The 22,449-nt window shown below is 74.3% G+C and carries 20 protein-coding genes and 2 pseudogenes; 12 read left to right on the top strand and 10 right to left on the bottom strand.

From position 1 onward, the window contains the following. The first annotated feature begins 52 nt into the window (after positions 1–52). On the top strand, positions 53–556 hold the full coding sequence (locus AB0D66_RS14610; protein WP_362301906.1) for a hypothetical protein: 504 nt from the start codon (positions 53–55) through the stop codon (positions 554–556). Between the two features lie 192 nt (positions 557–748). Next, entirely contained in the window at positions 749–1,999 is a 1,251-nt protein-coding gene (locus AB0D66_RS14605) for a hypothetical protein (protein ID WP_362301903.1), read from the top strand. 252 nt (positions 2,000–2,251) lie between these two features. Here the strand turns inward: AB0D66_RS14605 and AB0D66_RS14600 are convergent, their stop codons facing one another. After that, positions 2,252–2,545, bottom strand: coding sequence for a hypothetical protein (locus AB0D66_RS14600; RefSeq protein ID WP_362301900.1), 294 nt, complete (start codon positions 2,543–2,545; stop codon positions 2,252–2,254). A 207-nt stretch (positions 2,546–2,752) separates the two neighbouring features. On the opposite strand from AB0D66_RS14600, the pseudogene AB0D66_RS14595 reads away from it, so the two are divergent. Next, positions 2,753–2,914 (top strand): annotated as a pseudogene (locus AB0D66_RS14595) (cyanate hydratase); the annotation flags it as partial. A gap of 198 nt (positions 2,915–3,112) precedes the next feature. Here the strand turns inward: AB0D66_RS14595 and AB0D66_RS14590 are convergent. After that, entirely contained in the window at positions 3,113–3,523 is a 411-nt protein-coding gene (locus AB0D66_RS14590) for a rodlin (RefSeq protein ID WP_362301896.1), read from the bottom strand. A 124-nt stretch (positions 3,524–3,647) separates the two neighbouring features. Here AB0D66_RS14590 and AB0D66_RS14585 point away from each other — a divergent pair, with 124 nt between their 5' ends. Beyond that, positions 3,648–5,147 (top strand): AMP-binding protein, encoded by a 1,500-nt coding sequence (locus AB0D66_RS14585; protein ID WP_362301894.1) that lies wholly within the window; start codon positions 3,648–3,650, stop codon positions 5,145–5,147. A gap of 132 nt (positions 5,148–5,279) precedes the next feature. Here AB0D66_RS14585 and AB0D66_RS14580 read toward each other — a convergent pair whose 3' ends face one another. Continuing rightward, entirely contained in the window at positions 5,280–5,459 is a 180-nt protein-coding gene (locus AB0D66_RS14580; protein WP_362301892.1) for a hypothetical protein, read from the bottom strand. 70 nt (positions 5,460–5,529) lie between these two features. After that, on the bottom strand, positions 5,530–5,952 hold the full coding sequence (locus AB0D66_RS14575) for a YciI family protein (RefSeq protein ID WP_362301889.1): 423 nt from the start codon (positions 5,950–5,952) through the stop codon (positions 5,530–5,532). A 124-nt stretch (positions 5,953–6,076) separates the two neighbouring features. Between AB0D66_RS14575 and AB0D66_RS14570 the strand changes: the two genes are divergently transcribed. Then, complete coding sequence (locus AB0D66_RS14570; RefSeq protein WP_362301886.1) at positions 6,077–6,508, top strand: GNAT family N-acetyltransferase; 432 nt, start codon at positions 6,077–6,079, stop codon at positions 6,506–6,508. A 139-nt stretch (positions 6,509–6,647) separates the two neighbouring features. After that, on the top strand, positions 6,648–7,382 hold the full coding sequence (locus tag AB0D66_RS14565; RefSeq protein WP_362301882.1) for a hypothetical protein: 735 nt from the start codon (positions 6,648–6,650) through the stop codon (positions 7,380–7,382). Here the strand turns inward: AB0D66_RS14565 and AB0D66_RS14560 are convergent. After that, positions 7,318–8,028, bottom strand: a complete 711-nt coding sequence (locus AB0D66_RS14560) for a lysophospholipid acyltransferase family protein (protein WP_362301879.1) — start codon at positions 8,026–8,028, stop codon at positions 7,318–7,320. The genes AB0D66_RS14565 and AB0D66_RS14560 overlap by 65 nt on opposite strands. A gap of 255 nt (positions 8,029–8,283) precedes the next feature. Between AB0D66_RS14560 and AB0D66_RS14555 the strand changes: the two are divergent. From AB0D66_RS14555 to AB0D66_RS14545, 3 genes and pseudogenes are all read left to right on the top strand, one after another. Beyond that, positions 8,284–10,728: pseudogene (locus AB0D66_RS14555) on the top strand (discoidin domain-containing protein); the annotation flags it as partial. 51 nt (positions 10,729–10,779) lie between these two features. Further along, a complete protein-coding gene (locus AB0D66_RS14550; protein WP_362302014.1) occupies positions 10,780–11,178 on the top strand; it encodes a discoidin domain-containing protein in 399 nt (132 codons plus the stop codon). A 159-nt stretch (positions 11,179–11,337) separates the two neighbouring features. Beyond that, positions 11,338–14,169, top strand: a complete 2,832-nt coding sequence (locus AB0D66_RS14545) for a serine hydrolase (protein WP_362301876.1) — start codon at positions 11,338–11,340, stop codon at positions 14,167–14,169. A 124-nt stretch (positions 14,170–14,293) separates the two neighbouring features. Here the strand turns inward: AB0D66_RS14545 and AB0D66_RS14540 are convergent, their stop codons facing one another. The 4 genes from AB0D66_RS14540 to AB0D66_RS14525 all read right to left on the bottom strand — a co-directional run bounded on the left by AB0D66_RS14540 (position 14,294) and on the right by AB0D66_RS14525 (position 18,687). Beyond that, positions 14,294–15,088 carry a hypothetical protein gene (locus AB0D66_RS14540; RefSeq protein WP_362301873.1) on the bottom strand — a complete coding sequence of 265 codons (795 nt, stop codon included), beginning with the start codon at positions 15,086–15,088 and terminating at the stop codon, positions 14,294–14,296. Continuing rightward, positions 15,088–16,365, bottom strand: coding sequence for a VWA domain-containing protein (locus AB0D66_RS14535; protein ID WP_362301870.1), 1,278 nt, complete (start codon positions 16,363–16,365; stop codon positions 15,088–15,090). Before AB0D66_RS14535 ends, AB0D66_RS14540 begins: the two co-directional genes overlap by 1 nt. A 69-nt stretch (positions 16,366–16,434) precedes the next feature. Next, entirely contained in the window at positions 16,435–18,066 is a 1,632-nt protein-coding gene (locus tag AB0D66_RS14530; RefSeq protein WP_362301867.1) for an FAD-dependent monooxygenase, read from the bottom strand. 210 nt (positions 18,067–18,276) lie between these two features. Next, the gene (locus AB0D66_RS14525; protein WP_362301864.1) at positions 18,277–18,687 is read right to left on the bottom strand and encodes an organic hydroperoxide resistance protein; all 411 of its coding nucleotides are present in this window, start codon (positions 18,685–18,687) and stop codon (positions 18,277–18,279) included. A gap of 126 nt (positions 18,688–18,813) precedes the next feature. On the opposite strand from AB0D66_RS14525, the gene AB0D66_RS14520 reads away from it, so the two are divergent. Both AB0D66_RS14520 and AB0D66_RS14515 read left to right on the top strand, forming a co-directional pair. Then, positions 18,814–19,290: a MarR family transcriptional regulator gene (locus tag AB0D66_RS14520; protein WP_362301861.1), complete on the top strand. Its 477-nt coding sequence runs from the start codon at positions 18,814–18,816 to the stop codon at positions 19,288–19,290. 47 nt (positions 19,291–19,337) lie between these two features. After that, positions 19,338–20,375 carry a PHP domain-containing protein gene (locus AB0D66_RS14515; protein ID WP_362301858.1) on the top strand — a complete coding sequence of 346 codons (1,038 nt, stop codon included), beginning with the start codon at positions 19,338–19,340 and terminating at the stop codon, positions 20,373–20,375. On the opposite strand, the gene AB0D66_RS14510 is transcribed toward AB0D66_RS14515, so the two are convergent. Further along, positions 20,362–21,258, bottom strand: coding sequence for a UbiA family prenyltransferase (locus tag AB0D66_RS14510; protein WP_362301855.1), 897 nt, complete (start codon positions 21,256–21,258; stop codon positions 20,362–20,364). The genes AB0D66_RS14515 and AB0D66_RS14510 overlap by 14 nt on opposite strands. A 76-nt stretch (positions 21,259–21,334) precedes the next feature. Between AB0D66_RS14510 and AB0D66_RS14505 the strand changes: the two genes are divergently transcribed. Beyond that, positions 21,335–22,396: a 3-oxoacyl-[acyl-carrier-protein] synthase III C-terminal domain-containing protein gene (locus tag AB0D66_RS14505; RefSeq protein WP_362301852.1), complete on the top strand. Its 1,062-nt coding sequence runs from the start codon at positions 21,335–21,337 to the stop codon at positions 22,394–22,396. Positions 22,397–22,449: the final 53 nt, after the last annotated feature.

The following is a 22,449-nucleotide window of genomic DNA, read 5'->3' as shown; positions in this document are numbered from 1 at the left end:
GGCCCTCGGGCCCTCGCATCACCCCCACAAGGACGTGGCAAGGAGGAGCGACATGAGGCACATCCCCACACGCACAGCACTCGCCGCACTGGCGATCGCGGCTACCGTCGCCGGCACTTCGGCGGCCGTCGCGGCGGGCCCCACCGTCGACCAGAAGGTGGACGGGGTCATCGTGGTCGCCGGCAGCACCTGCACCTGGACCAACGCGAGCACCAGCGCCGTCCCGCCGAGCGCTCTCACCGTCGACCGCACGACGATCAACGCACCCGGCGGCAACCTCGCCTGCAGCGGCGGCATCACCGCCTCCCTCAACAACAACCCCGCCTTCACCTTCGACGACGCCGGAGCCGTGGCGAGGACGGACGCCATCGACATCACGGGCAGGCAGAGCTTCATCTCCTGCCGGTACAAGGCGACGAACCTCGTGTGGGACCGGGACGGAACCACCCGCAAGTACCTCAACAGGGCCTTCACGGCCACCAAGACCTCGGGCAGCTTCCTGTGTCCGGGCTCGGTCGCCACCCCGGCCGGGGACGCCTCCATGCTGTTCCACTGAGCACCGGCGCCCCTCGGGCCCGGCCGCGTCCGGCGCTCCCGCCGGCGGGGCCGGGCCTCCCCGGCCCGGTCAGGGCCATGAACCGCCGTCAGCCGGGCGGCCGCGACCGCCGGTTCGGGGTTTGCGCGGCCGCGCTGCCAAGATCTACATTCTCGCCACATGACCATGTCACGCAGGACGATCATCAGGGGAATGGCTGCCGCGCCGTTCGTCACGGCCGCCGGCGCCGCCCTCGCCCCCGCCGCGGCCGAGGCCGCGACCATCACCCCGGGCCAGTTCACGCTCGCCGAGCGGACCTCCAACTCGTCCGGCCCCTACGCGGAGCACATCGCGGGCTTGGCCCGGACCCTGCCCCGGGCGCAGATATCCGATGTGCTGGCCGTCGCCAACCGCGACGCTACCCGCCTCTCCTCGGCCCCCGCGGGGGTCGGCGGCTTCTCCCACGGCTTCACCTGGAACACGGGCGACCAGGACGCGGTCGAGTGGATCCCGCAGGGCATCACCACCAGCGCGGACGCGCTCGGCGCCGGCCTGTGGCCCGCCGGGGGCAAGCGCGTGGTGATGGTCTCCTGGTACTTCGAGACCGACCCCGACGGCAACGGTGTCGACGACTTCCTCCTCGACAAGGGCATCCGCGTCAGCTTCGTCGACCTCACCTCGGCCGCCGCGCCCGTCTACCGGCACGTGCTGCTGGTGGAGCCCGTGCGCGGAGCCGGCGGCACCTTCACCTACGAACCGGTCCGCAAGCACGCCGGCGGCATCATGTGGTACGGAAACCGGCTGTACGTCGTGGACACGTACAAGGGCCTGCGGGTCTTCGACCTGGACAACATCCTCGAGGTGGCCACCGGCCGCCCGGACGCCTGCGGGCTCCAGTCCGACGGCAGTTACCACGCCTACGACTACCGCTTCGTCCTCCCGCAGTGCGCCGCCTACGACAACACGGGCACGCTGCTGCGCTTCTCGGCGATCGGCCTCGACCGCGCCTCCAGCCCGGACAGCCTCACCGTGAGCGAGTACGCGACGAGCCTGACCAGCCCCGTGGTGGACTACTCGGGGAACGCCTGGAACGGCAACGGCAAGACGGTGGCCCTGCCCAAGGTCGTCCGCTGGCCGCTCGACTACACGACCCGGGGGCTCGCCTCCACCACGGCCACCGAGGCCGTCACGGTCAAGCAGGGCAAGATCCAGGGCGTGGTCTCGCGCAAGACCAGGCACTACCTGTCGGCGAGCGACGGCCCGAGCTCCAACGGCAGCCTGCGCGCCGTCACCTCCGGCACCGACGTGCCCTCCACCGTGGTCCGCCTCGGCAAGGGCTGCGAGGACCTCAGCTTCCACAGTGCCGACGCCGCCGACTGGGCCTACCGCGAGTCCGTGGTCTGGAACCTGAGCGAGTACGCCGGCCGGCGTGACGTCTACGCGGTGTTCGCCGACGGCTCCTGAAGGGCCCCGCACCTGCGCCCATGCGCATGCGGTGCGTCCGCCGCTCCGGCCGGCGGTCGGTGATCGGCCGATGACCCGGTCCGCGGGCTCCTCCCCCGCCCGGAGGAGGAGCCCGCCGCCGCACGGCATCAGCCGGTACTCGGGGAAGTTGCCCGGCAGCCGCTCACCCGCGGGGCCGCCGCTGTCCGCGTCGGTGCCCGCGGCACGGCGGCAGGGCCGGACCGGCGGGGAGCGCCTCTGCGCCGGCGGGCCCTACTGCCGCCGGCCCGCCGCGCCCTTCCCCGCGTCCGGGGCGATGAGGGCCGTCATGCCGGGGTCCAGCTCCGATCCGTCCACCAGCACGGCCTCGACCGTGCGGGTGACCGGGTCGATGTCGGCCTCCATCCCCTCCCCGACGTAGCGCGGGTAGCCGGAGGCGCCCGTCCTGCCGGTCGCCTCGACCACCGCCGATCGCAGGGGATGGTCCGCCTGGGGAGCTGCACCGCTCCGGTTCTTGACGTGCTCGGGTACCAACAGGATCTCGAAGCGCTGCGGCTCGGTGGTCATGTCCCGACGCTAGACACCGGCCCTCCGGGCATGCAAGAACCCGTGGGCCCTGCGGGGAGCACTGCGGCCAAATGTCACGAGGTCGGCTCTGTGGCGGGGCGGGGGCGGGACACCGCGCCCGCGGTTCCCCGGCCCGCGGGCGCCGGCCGGTGCGCTACGCCGGGAGGTGGCCGCGGGAGCGCACAGGCCCCGGAGGAGTCCGGTGAGGGCACGGGACGCCGCGCTCTCGTGGTCCACGAGCAGTTCGGGGACGGCAGCATCAGCGCGATCGACCTCACGCTGGACGTCCGCAAGGTGGCGGACCCCGAGGGCGGGGAGCGCGCCGTCATCCCCCTGGACGGCGAGTACCTGCCGACCAAGCCCTGCTGACCGGCCCCCTCACGTCAGAGAGCCTCTCGCCCGGCCGGCGAGAGGCTCTGTGACGTGAGGACCGGTGCCCGTCCCGGCGGCCCCGGGGCCGCCGCACGCCTGCGGAAGGGTCGGATCCGCGGATCCGGGTGGAACAAGCCGGGGCCCCGTGGGCACTCGCGCAGGCGTCGGAGGCCCCGGCTCGCAGAGGGAACCGCGTCAGCTGCCGGCCGAGAGGTTGCCCGACAGGACCGGGATGTTGCTGAGGATGTGCGACAGCGGCTCGTCGCCCTTGGCCTGGGTCGAGTTCTCGGTGCACTGCTGGTTCATCGGGTTGGACAGGACGTTGATGTCCTGGACGCCGACATTGATCAGCGCGACCAGCGACTGGGCGTTGACCTTCGCGGGCAGGCCGATGCAGGGCTTGTTCAGGGTGCCCTGGACCAGGCCGAGCTGCGGGCTCAGGTCACCGTGGGTCTTCTGGTTGCCGTAGACCTGCGAAGCGCCGTTGCCGTTCACGGTGTTGATGCCGTTGTCGTTGCCGATGGCCATGGCCGGGGCGGCCACAGCGGCGCCCGCGCCGACGAGGGAGGCGGTGGCAGCGGCGGTGGCCATAATCTTCTTGATCATCAGTGGTCCTTCTGTTGCACGAGTGCACGGTGGTGAGCGCCTTGATCAACGCGTCGACCGCACCGCTGGTTGCGGGGGTTCACCCGATCAGCCCCGCGACGGGGCCCGAAGAGACAGGCAGCGCATGGTGGCCGCACGGTATGTCACGGAACTGACGGAAGCGCTGGAGCAGTACGCGGACCGGCCCGCGATCGGCGCCGGGCCCGTCCTCATGTCCTACGCGGACGTACGGGAGGACACCTGGCGGCTGGCCGGGGCCCTCGCGGAGGCAGGGGTCGGGCGCGGGTCCGGACTCGCCTGCGTGGCGGGCCGCAACCGGCCCGAGGTCCTGCTGGTGCGGCTGGCCGCGCACGTCCTGGGGGCGCGGCTGACCCAGGTGGTCGCCGGGCCGGCGCTGTACGGGCTGGAGTTCATCCTGCGCGACTGCCGGCCGGACCTGGTGCTGCACGACACCCCCGTGCCCGACACCGGCACGCCCCGGCTGGGGCTGGACGGGCTGCTGCGACGCGCCGCCGGCCGCGACCCCGTGCCGGTGGAGGTACGGGCGCGGGAGGACGACGTGGCCCGGGTGACCTACACGGGCGGCACGACGGGCCTGCCCAAGGGCGTGGCCTCGACCTTCGGCGCGATGGCCGCGCGCAACACCGGCCGGGCGGCCGACCCGGACCGGCCGGACCCGGTCTACCTGTCGGTCACCTCGCTGGCGCAGCGGTCCGGAGGGCGGTCCCTGGAGCAGTTGCGGGCCGGGGGGCGGGTGGAGGTCCTCGACCCGTTCACGCCCCGGTCGTTCGCCGAGGCCTGCCGCCGGCTGGGGCGGGTGTCGACGTACCTGACGACCTCGATGGTGTACCGGCTGCTGGACGATCCCCTGACCGCCCCGGGCGTGCCGGGGCTGGAAGCGGTCTCGTACGGGGACTCCCCCATCCTCCCCGCGCGACTGCGGGAGGCGGTGACCCGCTGGGGCGGCCGGTGGCGGCAGGGCTACGGCATGAACGAGGCGGCGGTGATCTGCCGCCTCACTCCCGAGGACCACGCCGCGGCGGTGGACACCCGGCCGGAGCTGCTGGCCTCCGTGGGGCGGCCCGTGGCGGGGGTGGGGGTCGAGGTGCGGGACACGGCCGGCGCCGCGCTGCCCCCGGGCGGCACGGGCGAGGTGTGGATGCGGTCGGCCGCGATGATGGCCGGCTACTGGGGCCGGCCCGATCTGACGGCGGCGGCGCTGCGCGGCGGATGGCTGCGCACCGGGGACCTCGGCCACCTGGGCGAGGACGGCTACCTGTACCTCGACGACCGCGTCGAGGACGTGGTGATGGTGGACGGGGACAACGTGTACTGCGTACCGGTGGAGGCCGCGCTCGCCCGGCATCCCGCCGTGGGCGAGGCGGCGGTGGTGGCCCGGCACAGCGACCTCACCGGCGAGGAGGTGTGCGCCTTCCTGGTACCGGCGCCGGGGTGCGCGCCCGGCGCCGGGTTCGCGGACGAGGCCTGTGACCTGGTGGAGAAGGCGCTGTCCCCGGCACACCGGCCGACCGCGGTGTTCTGGGAACGTGCGCTCCCGCGGACCCCGCGCGGGAAGCCGGACAAGCGGCGGCTGCGGGAACGCGCGGCGGGCGCGGGCGGCTAGAACGGCGGGGCTCGGGCGGCGGGGCGGGGGCGGCGCGGGCCGCCAGAACCGGGGCGGGCTCGGTGGGGGGCTGCGGGCTGGGACGGTCGCGGCGGCGGCCTCGGCCTCCGCCGGCCGCCTTCCCGGCCTCGGCTACGCGGCGGGCACGACCGACGCGCGTATCGCCGCGGCCCACTCCGCCAAAAGCATGGCGTGCCGCACGCGTTCGGTGTCGGTCAGGCGGCCTTCGGCGCGGGCGAAGAGGCCGCGGATGTCGGCGTTGATCTCGGCGAGGGGGCGCTCGGGGGCCGGGTGGTCAGGGGTCGGGCTCACTTGATCAAGAGTAGGCGGTGCCACTGACAACGGTGACCGCCGTCCGGCATGCGGACGGCGCCGTCCGTGATCAGGACCCTTCCTCCTGCACCGGGGCCTCGCCCACCGGGTGCACGACGACGGGATAGTTCGGCGCGCCCTCGGGGATCGGGCAGGCGAAGGCGCGGGCGGCGATCTCGGCCGCCCGGTCGAAGTCGGCGACGTCCACCACCCAGTACCCGGCGAGGACCGCGCTGGTCTCCCCGTACGGAACGTCGGACACGTGCGGTGTGCCGTCGGCCCCGGCGGTCACCAGGCGGGCCCGGCGGGGTTCGGCGAGTCCCTGGGCGTCGACCCACTCCCCCGCGGCGACCAGCTCCGCGTTCAGCGCCTCCATGTGCTCGACCATCGCCTTGAGGTCGGCCGGCGACCAGGCCGGGCCGTCGCCGCCCGCCCGGCCCGCCATGGCGTCGTAGTCGGCCTGCTTGCCCAGGAGCATCAGCATGTACTTCATGGGTGCCGTTCCTTCCGCCCGCTGACAGCGGTCCCTCCCATTCCGACACATCGGCGGGGGCGGCGCTAGACGGCGCTCCGTCCCCGGCTCTTCCGGGAAGGCCGGTCCCGTTTAGGCTGGCCCCATGAAGATCATCGACCTGGAGCCCGGCGACGCGCGGCTGACAGACGACCTGCTCCCCGTCCTGCTCGAGCTCCGCCCCCACCTGACCGAGGACCTGTTCCGCTCGATCCTCTCGGAGGGGCAGAGCCAGGGGCTGCGCTTCACCGCGGCCTACGACGAGGAAGGCGTCTGCGTCGGCGCGGCGGGCTGGCGGATCGTCGCGAACACCTACCTGGTCCGCAAGCTCTACGTCGACGACCTGGTCACCGCCGCCGCCTCCCGCTCCACCGGCGTGGGCCACGCGCTCCTCGCCCACCTCGAGGGACACGCCAGGGCCGCCGACTGCACCGTGCTCGCCCTGGACTCGGGCACCCAGCGCACCGACGCGCACCGTTTCTACTTCCGCGAGCGGATGGCCGTCACCGCCTTCAGCTTCGAGAAGCCCCTCGCCTGAGCGGCGGGCGGGAGGCGGTGGACGGGTGCCGCGGCGGCGTGACCGAACCGTCTCCGCTCCGATGCCCGACCGACCTCGTCGGCGCGGCGCGGGCTTGTTAGGTTCCTCCCTCAGCTCACCCCGAGGAGAACCGATCGCCATGCCCCCCTCCGCCGACCGCCGCCGTGCGTTCACCGCCGCGGCCGCGGCCGCCGTGCTGCTGGCGAGCCTGACCGGCCTGACCGGATGCGGGGACAAGGACGCCGCGACCCCGGCGGCGGCGTCCCCCGCCGGGTCCGCCCCGGCTTCGGAGACGGCTTCCGCGACGGCTTCCGCGACAGCGGATCCCAACGCCCGCGCCTCCCCGCCGGTTTCGGTACCGCCCTCGCCCTCTCCCTCCGCGCCGTCCGCCCCCTCCTCGACGCGCGCCACGCCCCTGCCGGCGGCCCCGACCCGGCTGCGGGCCGCGGTCGACACCCGGGGCGGCGGGCTGGCCCTGGTCCGCGGCGGCGCGGCGCAGGAGTTCACCGTCACCCTGCGCAACGGGAACTCCGCCGAGTACCGGCATCTGCTGGTCGCCTTCCAGATGGAGTCCCTCGTGGGCGAACCGGGCGACCGGCCGGGCAGCGGACCGGGCTTCCTGCTGGAGCGCCTCGACCCGGCCTCGGGCACCTGGCGCCCGGCCGCGCTGCGCGTCGCCAACGACCACATGCCCGCGTCCGTGTTCACCGGCGGCACTCCGCTCGCCCGCGAGGCCGTCCGCTCCGAGCGCTACCGGCTGCGGGCGACCGCGGTCGGTGCCACCGGCAGCAGCCCCCTGGTGGTGTCCTTCATCGACACCGACGCCGACCGGGAGGCCGCGGCCCGCGTGGTCCTGGCGCACACCACGCGCTGACCGGCTCCCCGAGGGTGAGCGCCGCGGTACGCCAGGCGGCGGTGACCGCCTCGCGGGCCTGCTCCGTCGCCTCGGGCACCCGGTCGGGCAGGTGGAGCGGCGAGCCGATGTGCACGTGCAGGCCGGGCCGCCGCAGCGGGGCGGTCAGGGCTCCGGCGAGCTGTTTGGCGCGGCCGCCGGAACACAGCCGGCGCGCCCCGGCCTGGCCCACGGGCACCACCGGGGCGCCGGTCACGGCGGCGAGCCGGGCCAGGCCGCTGCGGAAGGGACCGGGAGCGGCCTCGCCCGCATCGCGGCGGCCGGGCAGTCCGCCTTCCCCGTAGAGCAGCACGCTGCGGCCCGCGGCGAGGGCGGCGGCCGCGGCGTCGAGGGAGTCGGCGGCGCGCCGCGTGCCGCGGTGGACGGCGATGTGGCCCTCGCGCCGCAGGGCGGCCCCGAGCAGAGGAACCCGCCATAGACCGCCGGTGGCCAGGATGACCGGTTCGATCCCGTACCGGCGGAGCGCGGCGACGACCACCGCGGGATCGGCGAGGGAGGTGTGGTTGGCCACGAGGATGCTGCCCCCGGCGGGCCGCGCCCCGGGGTCGGCGCTGACCGTCAGGGTGCCGAAGGCGGGTACGACGGCGGCGGCGAATCGGCTGAGCATGGACGACCCCGTTCGGATGGTGCGGTGGTGGTGTGCTCCATGGTCGGCGGCCGTCGCGGCACGGTCATGAGTAGCGGTACTCACCCGGCGTAGGCGGGTGGACGGCCCCTACCCAGGCAGCACCCCACAGGGATATTGCGATGTCGAGTCGATTTTTTGCGTCTCTTCATAGACTTCCTTCCGGCGGAGTCGTAGCCTCCTGCGTTGAACCCGACTCCCCCACCCGCCCATCGAGCCGCAAGGACGTGCCTGCCCATGTCCCAAGCTCCGCCCAGCCAGGCCCCCACTCCCGGACAGGTCCGCCGGATCAGACGCCGGGGCGCCGCCGTCTTCCTGGCCCTGTCCCTGACCGCGACCGCCGCACTGACCGCCCTCACCTTCGCCGGAGCCCCCGCCGCCCACGCCGCGGGCGTGCCCGCCCCCTCGCCGATCGGCATACCCGGCCGCGGCGCCGACGTGCCGTTCACCGAGCTGGAGGCCGAGTACGCGCAGTCCAACGGCACACTGATCGGCCCCGACCGGTACTACGGCCACCTGCCCTCGGAGGCGTCGGGGCGGCAGGCGGTGACGCTGAACGCCGCCGGACAGTACGTGGAGTTCACCCTCACCAAGCCGGCCAACGCGATGTCCCTGCGCTACAGCCTCCCCGACACGGCCGACGGGAAGGGGCGCGACGCCACCCTGGACGTGCGGGTGAACGGCCAGTCGGTGCGCACCCTGCCGGTGACCTCCAAGTACAGCTGGTACTACGGCGGTTACCCCTTCAACAACAACCCGGGCGACACCAACCCGCACCACTTCTACGACGAGTCCCGGGCCCTGCTCGGCGCCACCTATCCGATCGGCGCGAAGGTCCGGGTGCAGGTGACCTCCACGGCGCAGTCGCCGAGCTTCACCATCGACCTCGCCGACTTCGAGCAGGTCGCGCCGGCCGCGGCCAAGCCGGCCGGAGCCCTCGACGCCGTCGCGGACTTCGGCGCCGACCCCACCGGAGCCACCGACTCCACCGCCAGGATGCAGACGGCGGTCGATGCCGGGCGTGCGCAGGGCAGGACGGTCTTCGTGCCGCCCGGCACCTACACGCTGTACGACCACGTGGTGGTGGACGGGGTCACCGTCCAGGGTGCGGGCCCCTGGCACACGGTCTTCGGCGGCCGCGACCCCGTGCAGCGCAACCGGGCCGCCGGGTTCTACGGCAAGTACGTCCCGGGCGGCGGGTACACCGGTCCGGTCCGGCCGCACGAGGCGAACGGGCCGAGCAGAAACGTCACGCTGAGGGACTTCGCGATCATCGGCGACATCCGCGAGCGGATCGACGACGACCAGGTGAACGCCATCGGCGGCGCGATGTCCGACTCGACCGTGGACAACATCTGGGTGCAGCACGTCAAGGTCGCCGCGTGGATGGACGGTCCGATGGACCGCTTCACCATCAAGAACAGCCGTTTCCTCGACATGACGGCCGATGGCGTGAATTTCCACACGGGTGTCACGAATTCCCGCGTGACCAACACCTTCGTGCGCAACGCCGGTGATGACGGACTGGCCTCCTGGCCGCAGGACAAGCCGAACGTCAACATCAGCTTCGACCACAACACGGTGGTCCTGCCGATCCTGGCCAACAACATCGTCACGTACGGCGGCAGGGACTTCACCATCTCGGACAACGTCATGTCCGACACCGTCAGCAACGGCGGCGGACTGCACATCGCCAACCGCTACCCCGGCGTCAACTCCGGGAAGGGCACCGCCGTCGCCGGCACGATCACCGCGGCCCGCAACACCCTGATACGGGCCGGGAACAGCGACTTCAACTGGAACTTCGGCGTCGGCGCGATCTGGTTCTCCGGACTGAACGAGCCGGTACAGGGCGCGGCCATCAACATCTCCGACACCGACGTACTCGACTCCTCCTACGCCGCCATCCACTCGATCGAGGGCTCCATCAGCGGGGTCAGCCTCACCAACGTCACCATCGACGGAGCCGGCACCTACGCCGTCCAGGCGCAGGCCGCCATCGCGATGAAGTTCACCAACGTCACGGCGAAGCACATCGCGCAGGCCGCGACTCCGGTCCACAACTGCATCGGCACCGGCCTCCAGATCACCGACGGCGGCGGCAACTCCGGCTGGAACACCGGCCAGACCTGCTCCGGCACCTGGCCCGACCCGGTGTGGACCAACGGGGGCGTCCCCGGCGGCGGAGGCACCACGCCACCGACCACGCCCCCCACCACCCCGCCCACCACTCCCCCGACGACCCCGCCGCCCACCACCCCGCCGAACGGCAACCTGGCGCAGGGCCGGCCCGCCGCCGCCTCGTCCTCGGTCCAGTCGTACAGTGCCGCGAACGCGGTGGACGGCAACGCGTCGACCTACTGGGAGAGCAACGGCAACTCCTTCCCGCAGACGCTCACCGTCGACCTCGGCGAGGCGAAGACCGTCGGCAGGGTCGCGCTCAGGCTGCCGCCCTCGGCGGACTGGGCGACGCGGACCCAAACCCTGTCGGTGCTCGGCTCCGCCGACGGCAGCTCCTGGTCCACGCTGAGGGGTTCCTCGGGCGTCACGTTCGATCCCGCCACCGGCAACAGCGCGACGCTCACCTTCGACGCGGCCTCCGTGCGCCACGTCCGGGTGCACGTCACCGGCAACACCGGCTGGGCGGCCGGCCAGGTCTCGGAGTTCGAGGTCTACGCCGCCGGCGGCGAACCGACGGCCCCGCCGAGCCCTCCGGCGGGCACCAACCTCGCCCTGGGCCGGGCCGCCTCGGACACCGGCCACAGCCAGGGGTACGTGGCCGGCCACACCACCGACGGCCAGGCGGGCACGTACTGGGAGAGCGCCAACCAGGCCTTCCCGCAGTCCCTGACCGTGGACCTCGGCGCCCAGCGGACGGTGGGCCGGCTGGTCGTCAAGCTCCCCGCCCCGTGGGGGACCCGCACCCAGACCTTCTCGGTGCTCGGCTCCGCGGACGGGACCGCGTGGTCCACGCTGAAGGCACCGGCCCCGTACGTGTTCTCAGCGGGGGTCAACACCGTCACCATCCCCCTACCGGCGGCGGCCGGCGTCCGCCATCTGCGGCTGACGTTCTCGGCCAACACGGGCTGGCCGGCGGGGCAGGTGTCCGAACTGGAGGCGTACTCCTCCTAAACGGAACGCCGAATATGACCAAACGGTCACAGCCTCGGGCCGGTGGAACGGGCCGGGCCCCCCGGGCATCTAGCACATCGGCGCGGCTCCACGGAGGGCCGCGCCGGTCGTGTTGGCAAGACCGGCGGCAGCCGGGTACGAGGGCAAGGCGGGGCTGGGATGAAGGCGACAACGGTGGCGGGCGGTTCCCCGGACAATCCGGAAGCCGAGGAGACGGACACCCCGGCCGCGAGCCCCGTCCCGCCCGAAACCACCCCCGGAGCCCAATCTGATGCCGAGGCGGGTGCCCGCGCCCGCGACGAGGTAGTGGCGCAGGCGGGAGCCGACCGCGTCGCGGCAGCCAAGGCCGAGCCGGGACCGCGGGCGAAGGCCGGGTCCGAGGGCTCGGCAGAAGCCGGGGCCGAGTCCCGGAACGGGCCCGACGCACAGGCCGAACCGGACACGGTAGCCGAGGACGAGGCCCCGCCGGCAGGGCCGGGCGCGGCGCGGGGCAAGGCGGGAGGCCCGGGCGCGGGGCATGCCCAGTCCGAAGGCCCGGGCGCGGCGCGGGCCTCGGCCGACCCCCGCAACGCCGGGGGCGCCCGCACCCCCGCAGCCCCCGAGCCCATGGCCGCGCCGCGGCCCGTAACCGGGACCGCACCCGAGCCCGAAGACGCGGGCGACACCCGCACGCCCGCGGCCGCGCCCAAGACCGAGATCCCCGACCCGCGCGGGGCCGCGCCCCGGCCCGAACCCGAGGCGGGGCCCGCGACCGGACCGGAAGCCGAGTCCGCTCCCGAAGGCCCGGGCAACGCCGGCAAGCCCTCGACCGCGACCCAGGCCAACGGCAAGGGCGCCGCACGCTCCGACACCCTCCGGCCCAACGCCCGGGCCGACGCGGAGCCGGAGGCCGCGCCGCGGCCCGAAGCCGGTCCCGACTCCGAAGCCGCTCCCGAGAGCGCGGCCAACGCGGACAGACGCGCAGCCGCACGCCAGCCCGAAGCGAAGACCGAAGGCCCGGCCGTCTCCGGCACCCCGGGGGCCAAGCCCGCGCCCACCGCCTCGGGCAACACCCCCAAGCCCCCGGCCACACCCGAGCCCGACGCCAAGACCCACCCCACGGCCGGCCCCGCCACCCCCGACGCTGACCCCGAGGCCGCACCCGGGTCAGACGACCTCACCATGGCCGTGCGACGGCCCGCAACCTGGCCCAAGGCCAAGCCCACGCCCACCGCCTCGGGCAACACACCCAAACCCCCGACCACACCCGAGCCCGACGCCAAGACCCACCCCACGGCCGGCCCCGCCACCCCCGACGCTGACCCCGACGCCGCACCCGGGTCAGACGACCTCACCATGGCCGTACGGCGACCCGCAACCTGGCCCAAGGCCAAGCCCACGCCCACCGCCTCGGGCAACACCCCCAAGCCCCCGACCACACCCGGGCCCGACGGCGCGGGCAGCTCCGGCGTGCCTGAGGCCGAGGCCTCGTCCGGGCGGCCCGGCGCGGGGACCCGTGACGCGGCCGAGGGGTCCCGGCGCGTGCCCTCCTGGGCTCAAGGGCAGGCGGGCGGGAGCGACTCCGAGCGGACGAGCAAGTTCGTCGCGCTCAAGCCGCTGGACGCCCCGGCTCCCGCACCGGCCCCGGCATCCGCATCCGCACCCGCACCGGCCGGAGCCATCCGCCGGCCGGCCCCGGCGGCCCCCTCGGCAGAGGCCCCGGCCCCCCTCGGGCTGCTCGCCGAGCTCACCAACACCGCGCCCCCGCCGGAGACCCCGCGCCGCAGTGCCCTGCGGCGCGTCAAGATCTGGACCCCGATCCTCCTGCTCCTCGTCGGCGGTGTCGCCGGCGCGCAGCTGCTGCGCCCGCTGCCCGCCCCGGAGATCGTCGCGGCCGAGACCGGCCACACCGTGGCCGGGCAGCTGTCCATCCCCTGGCCCGCCAAGGGCCAGGGCGCCATCCGCGTGCCCGGCTCCGGCGACATCGGCACCTTCGGCGAGCAGAAGCCCGTCCCGACCGCCAGTGTGGCGAAGGTGATGACCGCCTACGTCATCCTCAAGAACCACCCGCTGAAGAAGAACGACCCCGGCCCTTCCATCAAGATCGACGCGAAGACCGTGGCGGACGGCACCTCCGAGAACGAGTCCCGCATCGTCGGCCTCACCGCCGGCACCGAGTTCAGCCAGCAGGACATGCTGAAGATGCTGATGATCCCCTCCGGCAACAACGTCGCCCGCCTGCTGGCCCGCTGGGACACCGGCAGCGACTCGGAGGCCGCGTTCGTCGAGAAGATGAACGCCGCCGCCAGGGAACTCGGCATGGCGAACACGGTCTACACCGACCCCAGCGGCCTGGACGCCGGCACCGTCAGCACCGCCACCGACCAGCTGAAGCTCGCCGAGGCCGTCATGAAGGACGAGGTGTTCCGCGCGATCGTGGCGTTGCCGAACGCCCCGGTCGAGGGATTGAGGCAGCCGCTCGACAACAACAACGACCTGCTCAACTCGAGCATCAGGGGCATCAAGACCGGCTCCAGCACGCCGGCCGGCGGGGCGCTGATGTGGGCGGCGTACAAGTCGGTCGGCGACGAGACCCCGCTGGTCCTCGGCACGCTGATGGACCAGCGCGTCGACGGCCCGGACCCGAACGCCACGAAGAGCCTGAAGCTGGCCCTGGACAACAGCAAGAAGATCATCGAGGCGGTACGGACGGCCCTCGCGTCGGCCCCGGTCGTCCGCAAGGGCGACACCGTCGGGTACGTCGACGACGGGCTCGGCGGCCGCACTCCGCTGGTGGCCGCCAAGGACCTCAACGTGGTCGGCGTGCCCGGGCAGCAGCTGAAGCTCGCCCTCAAGCCCGGCGCCTCGCCGCTGCCGCACACCGCCAAGGCCGGCGCCGAGGTCGCCGTCCTGACGGCGGGCGACGGCGAGGGCGCCAGGAGCGTGCCGGTGGCGGTCGGGAAGCAGCTCGCCGAGCCCTCGTTCGGGACCAGGCTCACCCGCCTCCGCTGAGGCCCCTCACCGGCAGCCGCACGGGGGCGGGGAGACGCGGGGAGAAGCGGGAGCACGACGACGGCCGGGTCCCGGGGGAACTCCCCCCGGGGCCCGGCCGTCCGTCGTGCGGCAGCCGCCTCGGTCAGGCGCGGGGCGGCACCCGGGACGGGCGGCCCGAGCCGCGCGTCAGGGAGTAGCCCAGGATGCCCGCGAGGGCGCCGAGCACCCCGCCCGCCGCGGTCCAGATCCAGCGGTCCGACCACCAGCCGCCGGACCAGCCGTCCTCGGGCTCGCGCAGCGAGCCGGTCACGGTGGCGGGGACCAGCGGCGCGGAGAGGGCGCCGTCCACGGCGTACGCGCCGCCGGCCTCGTGCACCGAGGCCTCGACGGCCGCGCGCAGCGGCAGACCGAGGTCCTCCTCCGGTACGTCGACGACGGTCAGGCGTACGTAGTAGCTGCCCGGCAGCGGGTCGTCGGCCCACTGCTCGGCTCCGGCGCGGACCGTGCGCAGGGTGCAGGAGAGCTCGACCGCGGCCGCTTCCGGGGCCGCGGCCCGGGTCTGGGTGCCGTAGGCGCACGGCTGGCGGCGGCGCAGTCCGTCGTAGACGTCGAGCTGCCAGGTCGAGGCGCCGTGCCGGCTCTTCGCCTCGGGCAGGGTGACCGCGGCCTTCACGGTCAGCCGCTGCTGCGCGTCGACCGGGACGACCCAGTAGAGGTAGTCGCCGGTGGAGGCGTCGGCCGTGGCCTTCTGGCCCGGCCGGAACGCCGCGGCGGTCCGGAAGCCGGTGCCCGCCTCGGTCGGGGCGGCCGCTTCCCCGGCGGACGCCGAGCGGGGGCTGGGGCTCGCCGAGGGGGTGTCGGCCAGAGCCGTCCCCGTCACCGTGAGGGCGGCGACCGCGGCCAGCAGGCCGGCGGTCAGGGTGCGTACGGTACGCATCAGTTGGTCCTCCAGACGGAGATGCGCCAGCGCGAGATCCAGCCCCACACCACACCGGCGGCCAGCCCGGCGAGCGCCAGGACGGCCAGCAGCCACCAGCCGCGGCCGAGCCCGAAGGCGGCGGCGTCGGACGCCTCGTCGGGACCGTCCACCACGTCGATGGTCAGCTCGACGGGCATGCCGGGGGTGGTCTTGACGGAGGCGGGGGCGGAGAAGGAGTTGCTGACCTGGAGGCAGACGGTCTCCGCCGCGTCCTCGGCGGCGCCGTCGGTTCCGCCGGCCTCGGCCTTCGGATAGCGCAGGCCGGTCGACAGCACGTCCGTGCGTCCGTCGCCCGCCTCCGAGCCCCGTACGATCTCGCGGCCGTGCACGGTGGTGGCGCGCAGCAGGACGCCGTAGTCGTTGTTGACGGCCCGGTCCGCGGCGAGGCTCACCGAGGCGCGCAGCTCCTGGCCGGGGCGGACGTCGACCCGGTACCAGCGGTGCTCGCCGAAGGTCTCGCGGTCGCTGTAGAGGCCGGGCTTCAGCCGGGGGGCGTTCGCGCACTGCTTCGCGCCCTCGGTGGCGACCGGGTTGACGACCGGCTCGGCGGCCCGGTCGACGAGCTGTTTCACCCTGCTGGAGAGTTCGGCGGTGTGCTGCACCGAGGTGTACGTGCCGCCGGTCGCCTCGGCGATGCAGGTGAGCTGGGCGCGGATCTTGGCGTCCGGGACCAGGCCGAGGGTGTCGATGACCAGGTGGATGCCCTTGGCGGCGATGTCGCGCGCGACTTCGCACGGGTCCAGCGGGGCGCAGGTGTCCTCGCCGTCGGTGATGAGCACGATCCGCTTGGTGCCGTCTCCGCCGTCGAGGTCCTGGGCGGCGGCGAGCAGGGCGGGGCCGATCGGCGTCCACCCGGTGGGGGCGAGGGTGGCGACGGCGGTCTTGGCCTCGGTCCGGTTCAGCGGGCCCACCGGGTACAGCTGCTTGGTGTCCTTGCAGCCGAGGGCCTTGTCCTCGCCGGGGTAGGTGGCGCCCAAGGTGCGTATGCCGAGCCGCACTTCGTCGGGTACCGAGTCGATGACCTCGTTGAAGGCCTGCTTGGCGGCGGCCATCCGGGACTGGCCGTCGATGTCGTTCGCCCGCATGGAGCCGCTGACGTCGAGGACGAGATCGACCTTCGGGGGTTCCTTCGCCGTCGGCCCGTCGGCGGCGGTGGCACTCGCCGGGAAGAGCCCGACGGCCAGGGCGGCGAGCAGTCCGCACGCCCGGGCCGCAAGCCGTTTTCTTGTGATCATCGCCGGATCGTATTGAGGATCTTCCGGCATTCCAAAACGGGCCGCCGGCCGGGGTCTTCGGGCGGGGGACTACTCCTCGGGCCCCGGGGCGAAGGTGGTGGCGAGGTGGGCCGCCAGGGCCCGCGGGTCGGGTGGGGAGAGGCGGGCGGCGAGGTGGCCGTCCGGGCGGATCACGAAGGCCGCCGGTCCGTCCACCGCGTAGCGGCGGGCGAATTCGCCGCCGGTGTCGCGGTATTCGGGCAGGCCGGTCGTCTCGGCCGGGGCGCCGGGGTCGAGGATCGCGCAGGCCGCCATCCCACCCGCCGAGGACTCCCGTGCCGTCCGCGCGAGTTCGCCGGTCCGCGGATCGTCTCCGTAGACGAGCAGGACGTGTCCGCGGTCGCGCAGCAGGTCGTACAGGCGCAGCGGGTGGGCGGCGATCGGGCCGGTGAGGCCGCCGCAGTCCGGTGCCCGGTCCCCCGGCCGCGGTCCCGGGCCCTCGCCGGACGGGTCCACGATCGGGCTGCCCCGGTACGTGACGAGCAGTTGGGCCTCGCGCAGCATCACGGTCTCGGGGGCGTCCGGGTCGGCTTGGACGCCCGCTTCGGCGTGCCGGACGGTGCGGCCGACGACCTCCTCGCCGACCGGGCGGCGTTCGGTGTCGTAGCTCGCGAGCAGGCCGGGGCGGGCCCGGCCGTCGACCGCGAGGGCGAGTTTCCAGGCGAGGTTCCAGGCGTCCTGGATACCGGTGTTCATGCCCTGGGCGCCGGTCGGCGGGTGGATGTGCGCGGCGTCCCCGGCGACGAAGACCCGGCCGTCGGCGTACCGGTCCACGATGCGGTGGCTGATGCGGAACACCGAGGCCCAGCGGATGTTCGAGGCGGTGGCGGGCTGCGGCGACAGCCGGTCCAGGACGGTCTGGATGTCGGGGAGTCCGGGAGCCCGGCCGGTCTGCAGGCCGTGCGCGACGCCGCCGGAGACCGCGTCGGCCTGCTGTGCGGTGGAGAGTTCGGGCGGGACCAGCATCGAGACCCGGTACCGGCCGGGGCCGGGCAGCGGGATGCACACCAGCACGTCGTCGATCGCGCCGGCGGCGCCGCGGTGCATCGAGCGGACGGCGTAGCCGTGCGGCAGGTCCCAGTCGACCTCCACATCGCCGAGCATGTACTCCTCGGGGAAGGCGCCGCCCTCGTAGCCGAGGCCGAGCCCCTTGCGGACGATGCTGTGCGCCCCGTCGCAGCCCACCAGGTACCGGGTGCGCACCTCTTCCTCCGCGCCCGAGGGGGTGAGCAGCCGGCCGGTCACCCCGTCGGCGTCCTGCGCGAACGACACCAGTTCCGTGCCGCGCTCGACGGCGGTCCCGAAGCGGGCGAGGAACTCGTCGAGGATGCGCTCGGTCTCGTACTGGGGCAGCGCGGCGAACCCGTACGGCACGTCGGGCGGCAGTGCGAAGTCGAGGCGCGGCTGCTCTGCGCCGTTGAGATAGGCGAGCTGCCCGCGCAGGGGGACGGCCGCTTCCATGGCGGCGCGGACCAGTCCCATGCGGTCCCACAGTTCCAGGGTGCGCGGCTGGATGCCGACCGCCTTGGCGAACGGGAGCCGGGCGGGCAGCCGGTCGACGATCCGGCAGGAGACCCCGCGCCTGCGGAGCTCGACGGCGGCGGTCAGGCCGACCGGTCCCGCGCCCACGACCAGTACGTCTGTTGAGTAGGTGTGCGCCACTGGCGCCTCCCGGCGGACGACCCCCGTGCGGGGCGATGCCCTTCCATGGTCGCCGCCCGCGGTGGTCCCGGCATCTCCGGCCGCGGCCGGAACCCCCCGGGCGGCCGCGGCCGCAGCCGCCGGCCACGCCAGGGCGGCCGACACGTCGGCCACCCTGGCGTCTGGCGTCTGGCGTCTGGCGTCTGGCGTCTGGCGTCCGGCGTCCGGCGTCTACTCGATGACGAGGTCCACGTCGATGTTGCCGCGCGTGGCGCGGGAGTACGGGCAGACCTCGTGCGCCTGCTTGACCAGCAGGGCGCCCGTCTCGCCCGCGAGGGATTCGGGGAGCTCGACGCGCAGGACCGCGGCCAGGCCGAAGCCGGCGCCGTCCTTGCCGATGGAGACCTCGGCCGTGACCGAGACCTCGCTGGTGTCGACCTTGGCCTGGCGGCCGACCAGGCCGAGCGCGCTGGCGAAGCAGGCGGCGTACCCGGCGGCGAAGAGCTGCTCGGGGTTGGTGCCCTGTCCGTTGCCGCCGAGCGCCGGGGGCATGGCGAGGGCGAGGTCGAGCTGGCCGTCGGAGCTGACGGTGCGGCCCTCGCGGCCGTTGGCGGTGGCGACAGCGGTGTACAGCGCGTCCATCGGAGTTCCTCTCGCAGAAATGTCCGTTGCGGCGGCCGGTGGTCGACCGCGCTCCACCATTAGAGCACGCAATTCAGTTGTGCACAATTCAATGCCTCACTGCACTCCCCGGCTACACTGGGCTCCATGACCGAGCAGCCGACCGCACTCCACCCCGACCAGGACTTCCTGCGCCTGGACGGCCAGATCTGCTTCGCGCTGAACGCGGCGAGCCGCGCCTTCGGCGGCCTGTACCGCGTGGTCCTCAAGGACCTGGGCCTGACCTACCCGCAGTACCTCGTGATGCTGGTGTTGTGGGAGCACGGCGAGCTGCCGGTCAAGGAGATCGGGCAGCACCTGCGCCTGGACTCCGGGACGCTCTCCCCGCTGCTCAAGCGGCTGGAGGCGGCCGGCCTGGTCCGCCGCGAGCGCAGCACCGAGGACGAGCGGTCCGTCCGCGCCCGCCTGACCGGGGAGGGCGCCGCGCTGCGCGCCCGCGCGGTGGAGGTCCCGCGCCGGATCGCGGCGGCGACCGGGTTCGAGCTGACCGAGATCCTCGAGCTCCAGACCCGCCTGAACCGCCTCACCGCCGCGCTCGACGCCGCCGTGCCGCAAGAGGCGTAACCGGGCGGACCGCCGGACACTGGGTCCGGGAGGCAGGAGGTACGCCGATGGACCCGGTGGCGGCGCTGGACCGGATCGCGTTCCTGCTGGAGCGCGCCCAGGAGCCCACCTACCGGGTACGGGCCTTCCGCACGGCCGCGGCCGCCGTCCAGCACCTGGGCGAGCAGGAGACGGCCGAGCGCGTGGCCGCCGGCTCCCTCGAAGCGGTCAAGGGCATCGGCCCCAAGACCGCCCAGGTGGTGCGGGAGGCGCTCGCCGGGACGGTCCCGGCCTACCTGCGGAAGCTGGAGGACGAGGTCGCCGCGCTCCCCCAGGGCCCGCCGGCCACGCCCGCCGCCACCGCGCTGCGGGAGGCGCTGCGCGGGGACTGCCACGTGCACTCGGACTGGTCCGACGGCGGCAGCCCGATCGAGGCGATGGGCCGGGCGGCGGCTTCGCTGGGGCACGAGTACGCCGTGCTCACCGACCATTCGCCGCGGCTCACGGTCGCCCGGGGGCTCTCCCCGGAGCGGCTGCGCGAGCAGCTGCGGGTGGTGGCGGAGCTCAACGAGGCCTGGGCGCCGTTCAGGCTGCTGACCGGCATCGAGTGCGACATCCTCGACGACGGTTCGCTGGACCAGGAGCCGGAGCTCCTCGACGCGCTCGACCTCGTCGTCGGCTCCGTCCACTCCAAGCTGCGGATGGAGGCGCCCGCCATGACCCGGCGGCTGCTGGCGGCCGTGGCCAATCCCCTGATGGACGTACTGGGCCACTGCACGGGGCGGCTCGTGACCGGCCGGACCCGGCCCCCCTCCCGGTTCGACGCCGAGGCCGTCTTCGCGGCCTGCGCCGAGTCCGGCACAGCCGTGGAGATCAACAGCCGGCCCGAGCGGCTGGACCCGCCCCGGGAGCTGCTGCGCCTCGCCGTGGCCGCCGGGACCTCCTTCGCGATCGACACCGACGCCCACGCCCCCGGCCAGCTGGACTGGCAGATGCTCGGCTGCGAACGGGCCGCGGAATGCGGGGTCCCCGCCGAGCACGTGATCAACACCTGGCCGGCCGAGCAGCTCCTGGAATGGACCCGGACCCGTACTAGGCCGGCCTGAGCTGCACCACCAGCAGCAGGACATCGGCTCCGGCCACGGCCAGCACGGCCAGGAAGGGGAGCCGGCCGGCCGGGCGCCGGGCCGCGAGGAGCAGCCCGGCCGCCGTCCCCGCCAGCAGGCCCCAGCCGTACGCCGTCACCCGCCCGGGCGGCCCCGCCACCAGGGCCGCGGCCGAGCCGAGGACGAGGAGCGCGGCGAGCGCGGCCGAGTACCGGGCGCCGAGCCGCTGGGGCAGGCCCGCTACACCGGTGGCCAGGTCGTCGGCGATGTCCGGCAGCACGTTGGCGAAGTGCGCGCCCGCTCCCAGCAGGGCCGCCGCCGCCGTGAGCCAGGGTGGCGGCCAGGGCGCGCCGGGCAGGCCGAGGGTGATGAACGCGGGCAGCAGGCCGAAGGCCAGGGCGTACGGGAGCCAGGACGCGGCCGTGCGCTTCAGCCACAGGTTGTACCCCCAGGCGGCCGCCACCCCGACGAGGTGCACGGTCCCGGCGAGCAGCCCGCCGGCCAGCGAGAGGGGGACGCAGAGCAGGAGGGCCAGGGCCGCCGCGGCGGTCACGGCGGCGGGTCGCACCGTACCGGCGACCAGCGGTTTGTCCCGGCGCCCCACGGCCCGGTCGCGCCGCAGGTCGGCCCGGTCGTTGCTCCAGCCGACCGAGAGCTGCCCGGCGGCCACCGCGGCCGCCGCGGCGGCCCCGCCCGCGAGATCGTGCCCCGCTGCGGTCGCGAGCGCCGCGGCGAAGAGGGTGACGGCTGCCGCCGGCAGCGGATGGCAGGCCGCCAGCAGCCCCGCGGCCGGGCCGCCGCGCAGGCGTCGTACGGCCGCGGCGGCGGCGGTGGCGGTCGTGGGGGCGGTGGCAGGTCCGGCTGCCGTGGTTCGTGCGGGCACGGCGACACGCTATGCCGCGCCGCGCCCGGTTCGCCTGATTCATAATGATGTGTCAGTTGTTTTCTATGGTGAGCGAATGACGCGTGTCCTGGCAGTGAGCAGCGTGTTCCCGCCCCACCTCCATCAGCAGGCCGAGATCACGGCCGCGCTCGCCCGCTTCCTGCCGCCGGGCTCCGACACCGCCCTGCTGCACAGGGTGCACGCCTCGGTGCGCGTCCACAGCCGCCACCTCGCCCTCCCGTTGGAGCGGTACGGGCCGTCGAACGACTTCGGCACCACCAACGCCCTGTTCCTGGAGGCGGCCCTCGAACTCGGCGGCCGGGCCCTCGCGCTCGCCCTCGCCGAAGCCGGGCTGGCGGCGGCGGAGATCGACCTCGTCATGTCGACCACCGTGACCGGGCTCGCGACGCCCTCGCTGGAGGCCCGCCTCGCCGCGAGCGCCGGACTGCGCCCCGACGTACGGCGGGTGCCGCTCTTCGGCCTCGGCTGCGCGGCGGGCGCCGCGGGTGTGGGCCACCTGCACGACCACCTGGCGGGCCGGCCCGGCCACGCGGCCGTGCTGCTGTCCACCGAACTGTGCTCCCTCACCCTGCAGTGCCAGGACACCTCGATGGCGAACCTGGTGGCCGGGGCCCTGTTCGGAGACGGGGCGGGCGCGCTCGTCGCGGTGGGCGACGAGCACCCCCTGCACGCCACCGGGGCCGGACCCTCGGTGGTGGCCGCGCGCAGCCGCCTCTACCCCGGCACCGAGCACCTGCTCGGCTGGGACATCGGCCACTGGGGGATGCGCATGGTCCTCGGCCGCGAACTGCCCGACCTGGTCAGGCTGCACGTGGCCGAGGAGGTGGAGACCTTCCTCGCCGCGCACGACCTCAAGCCCTCGGACGTCGACGCCTGGATCTGCCATCCGGGCGGCCCGAAGATCCTCGACGCGCTGGGCGAGGCACTGGCCCTGCCCGCCTCGGCGTTCGCGGCGAGCCACCGCTCGCTGGCCGCCGTCGGCAACCTCTCCTCGGCCTCGGTCCTGCACATCCTGGGCGGCATCCAGAGCGCGGGGCCGCCGCCGCCCGGATCGTTCGGCCTGATGCTGGCCTTCGGACCGGGCTTCGCCTCCGAACTCGTCCTGCTCCGCTGGTGACCACTGCGGTGGCCGCCCGACTCCCCCTGGCTGGTGACTCCATGGCCCTCACT

It is taken from the genome of Streptomyces sp. NPDC048270, from assembly GCF_040652335.1.
Classification (GTDB): Bacteria; Actinomycetota; Actinomycetes; order Streptomycetales; family Streptomycetaceae; genus Streptomyces.
This window is presented reverse-complemented; position numbering and strand designations above follow the sequence as displayed.

What these genes read in the sequence shown, in the direction of transcription:
- AB0D66_RS14610 (WP_362301906.1), top strand. Translation starts at nt 53, where the DNA reads ATGAGGCACATCCCCACACGCACAGCACTCGCCGCACTGGCGATCGCG.
- AB0D66_RS14605 (WP_362301903.1), top strand. Translation starts at nt 749, where the DNA reads ATGGCTGCCGCGCCGTTCGTCACGGCCGCCGGCGCCGCCCTCGCCCCC.
- AB0D66_RS14600 (WP_362301900.1), bottom strand. Translation starts at nt 2,545, where the DNA reads ATGACCACCGAGCCGCAGCGCTTCGAGATCCTGTTGGTACCCGAGCAC.
- AB0D66_RS14590 (WP_362301896.1), bottom strand. Translation starts at nt 3,523, where the DNA reads ATGATCAAGAAGATTATGGCCACCGCCGCTGCCACCGCCTCCCTCGTC.
- AB0D66_RS14585 (WP_362301894.1), top strand. Translation starts at nt 3,648, where the DNA reads ATGGTGGCCGCACGGTATGTCACGGAACTGACGGAAGCGCTGGAGCAG.
- AB0D66_RS14575 (WP_362301889.1), bottom strand. Translation starts at nt 5,952, where the DNA reads ATGAAGTACATGCTGATGCTCCTGGGCAAGCAGGCCGACTACGACGCC.
- AB0D66_RS14570 (WP_362301886.1), top strand. Translation starts at nt 6,077, where the DNA reads ATGAAGATCATCGACCTGGAGCCCGGCGACGCGCGGCTGACAGACGAC.
- AB0D66_RS14565 (WP_362301882.1), top strand. Translation starts at nt 6,648, where the DNA reads ATGCCCCCCTCCGCCGACCGCCGCCGTGCGTTCACCGCCGCGGCCGCG.
- AB0D66_RS14560 (WP_362301879.1), bottom strand. Translation starts at nt 8,028, where the DNA reads ATGCTCAGCCGATTCGCCGCCGCCGTCGTACCCGCCTTCGGCACCCTG.
- AB0D66_RS14545 (WP_362301876.1), top strand. Translation starts at nt 11,338, where the DNA reads ATGAAGGCGACAACGGTGGCGGGCGGTTCCCCGGACAATCCGGAAGCC.
- AB0D66_RS14540 (WP_362301873.1), bottom strand. Translation starts at nt 15,088, where the DNA reads ATGCGTACCGTACGCACCCTGACCGCCGGCCTGCTGGCCGCGGTCGCC.
- AB0D66_RS14535 (WP_362301870.1), bottom strand. Translation starts at nt 16,365, where the DNA reads ATGATCACAAGAAAACGGCTTGCGGCCCGGGCGTGCGGACTGCTCGCC.
- AB0D66_RS14525 (WP_362301864.1), bottom strand. Translation starts at nt 18,687, where the DNA reads ATGGACGCGCTGTACACCGCTGTCGCCACCGCCAACGGCCGCGAGGGC.
- AB0D66_RS14520 (WP_362301861.1), top strand. Translation starts at nt 18,814, where the DNA reads ATGACCGAGCAGCCGACCGCACTCCACCCCGACCAGGACTTCCTGCGC.
- AB0D66_RS14515 (WP_362301858.1), top strand. Translation starts at nt 19,338, where the DNA reads ATGGACCCGGTGGCGGCGCTGGACCGGATCGCGTTCCTGCTGGAGCGC.
- AB0D66_RS14505 (WP_362301852.1), top strand. Translation starts at nt 21,335, where the DNA reads ATGACGCGTGTCCTGGCAGTGAGCAGCGTGTTCCCGCCCCACCTCCAT.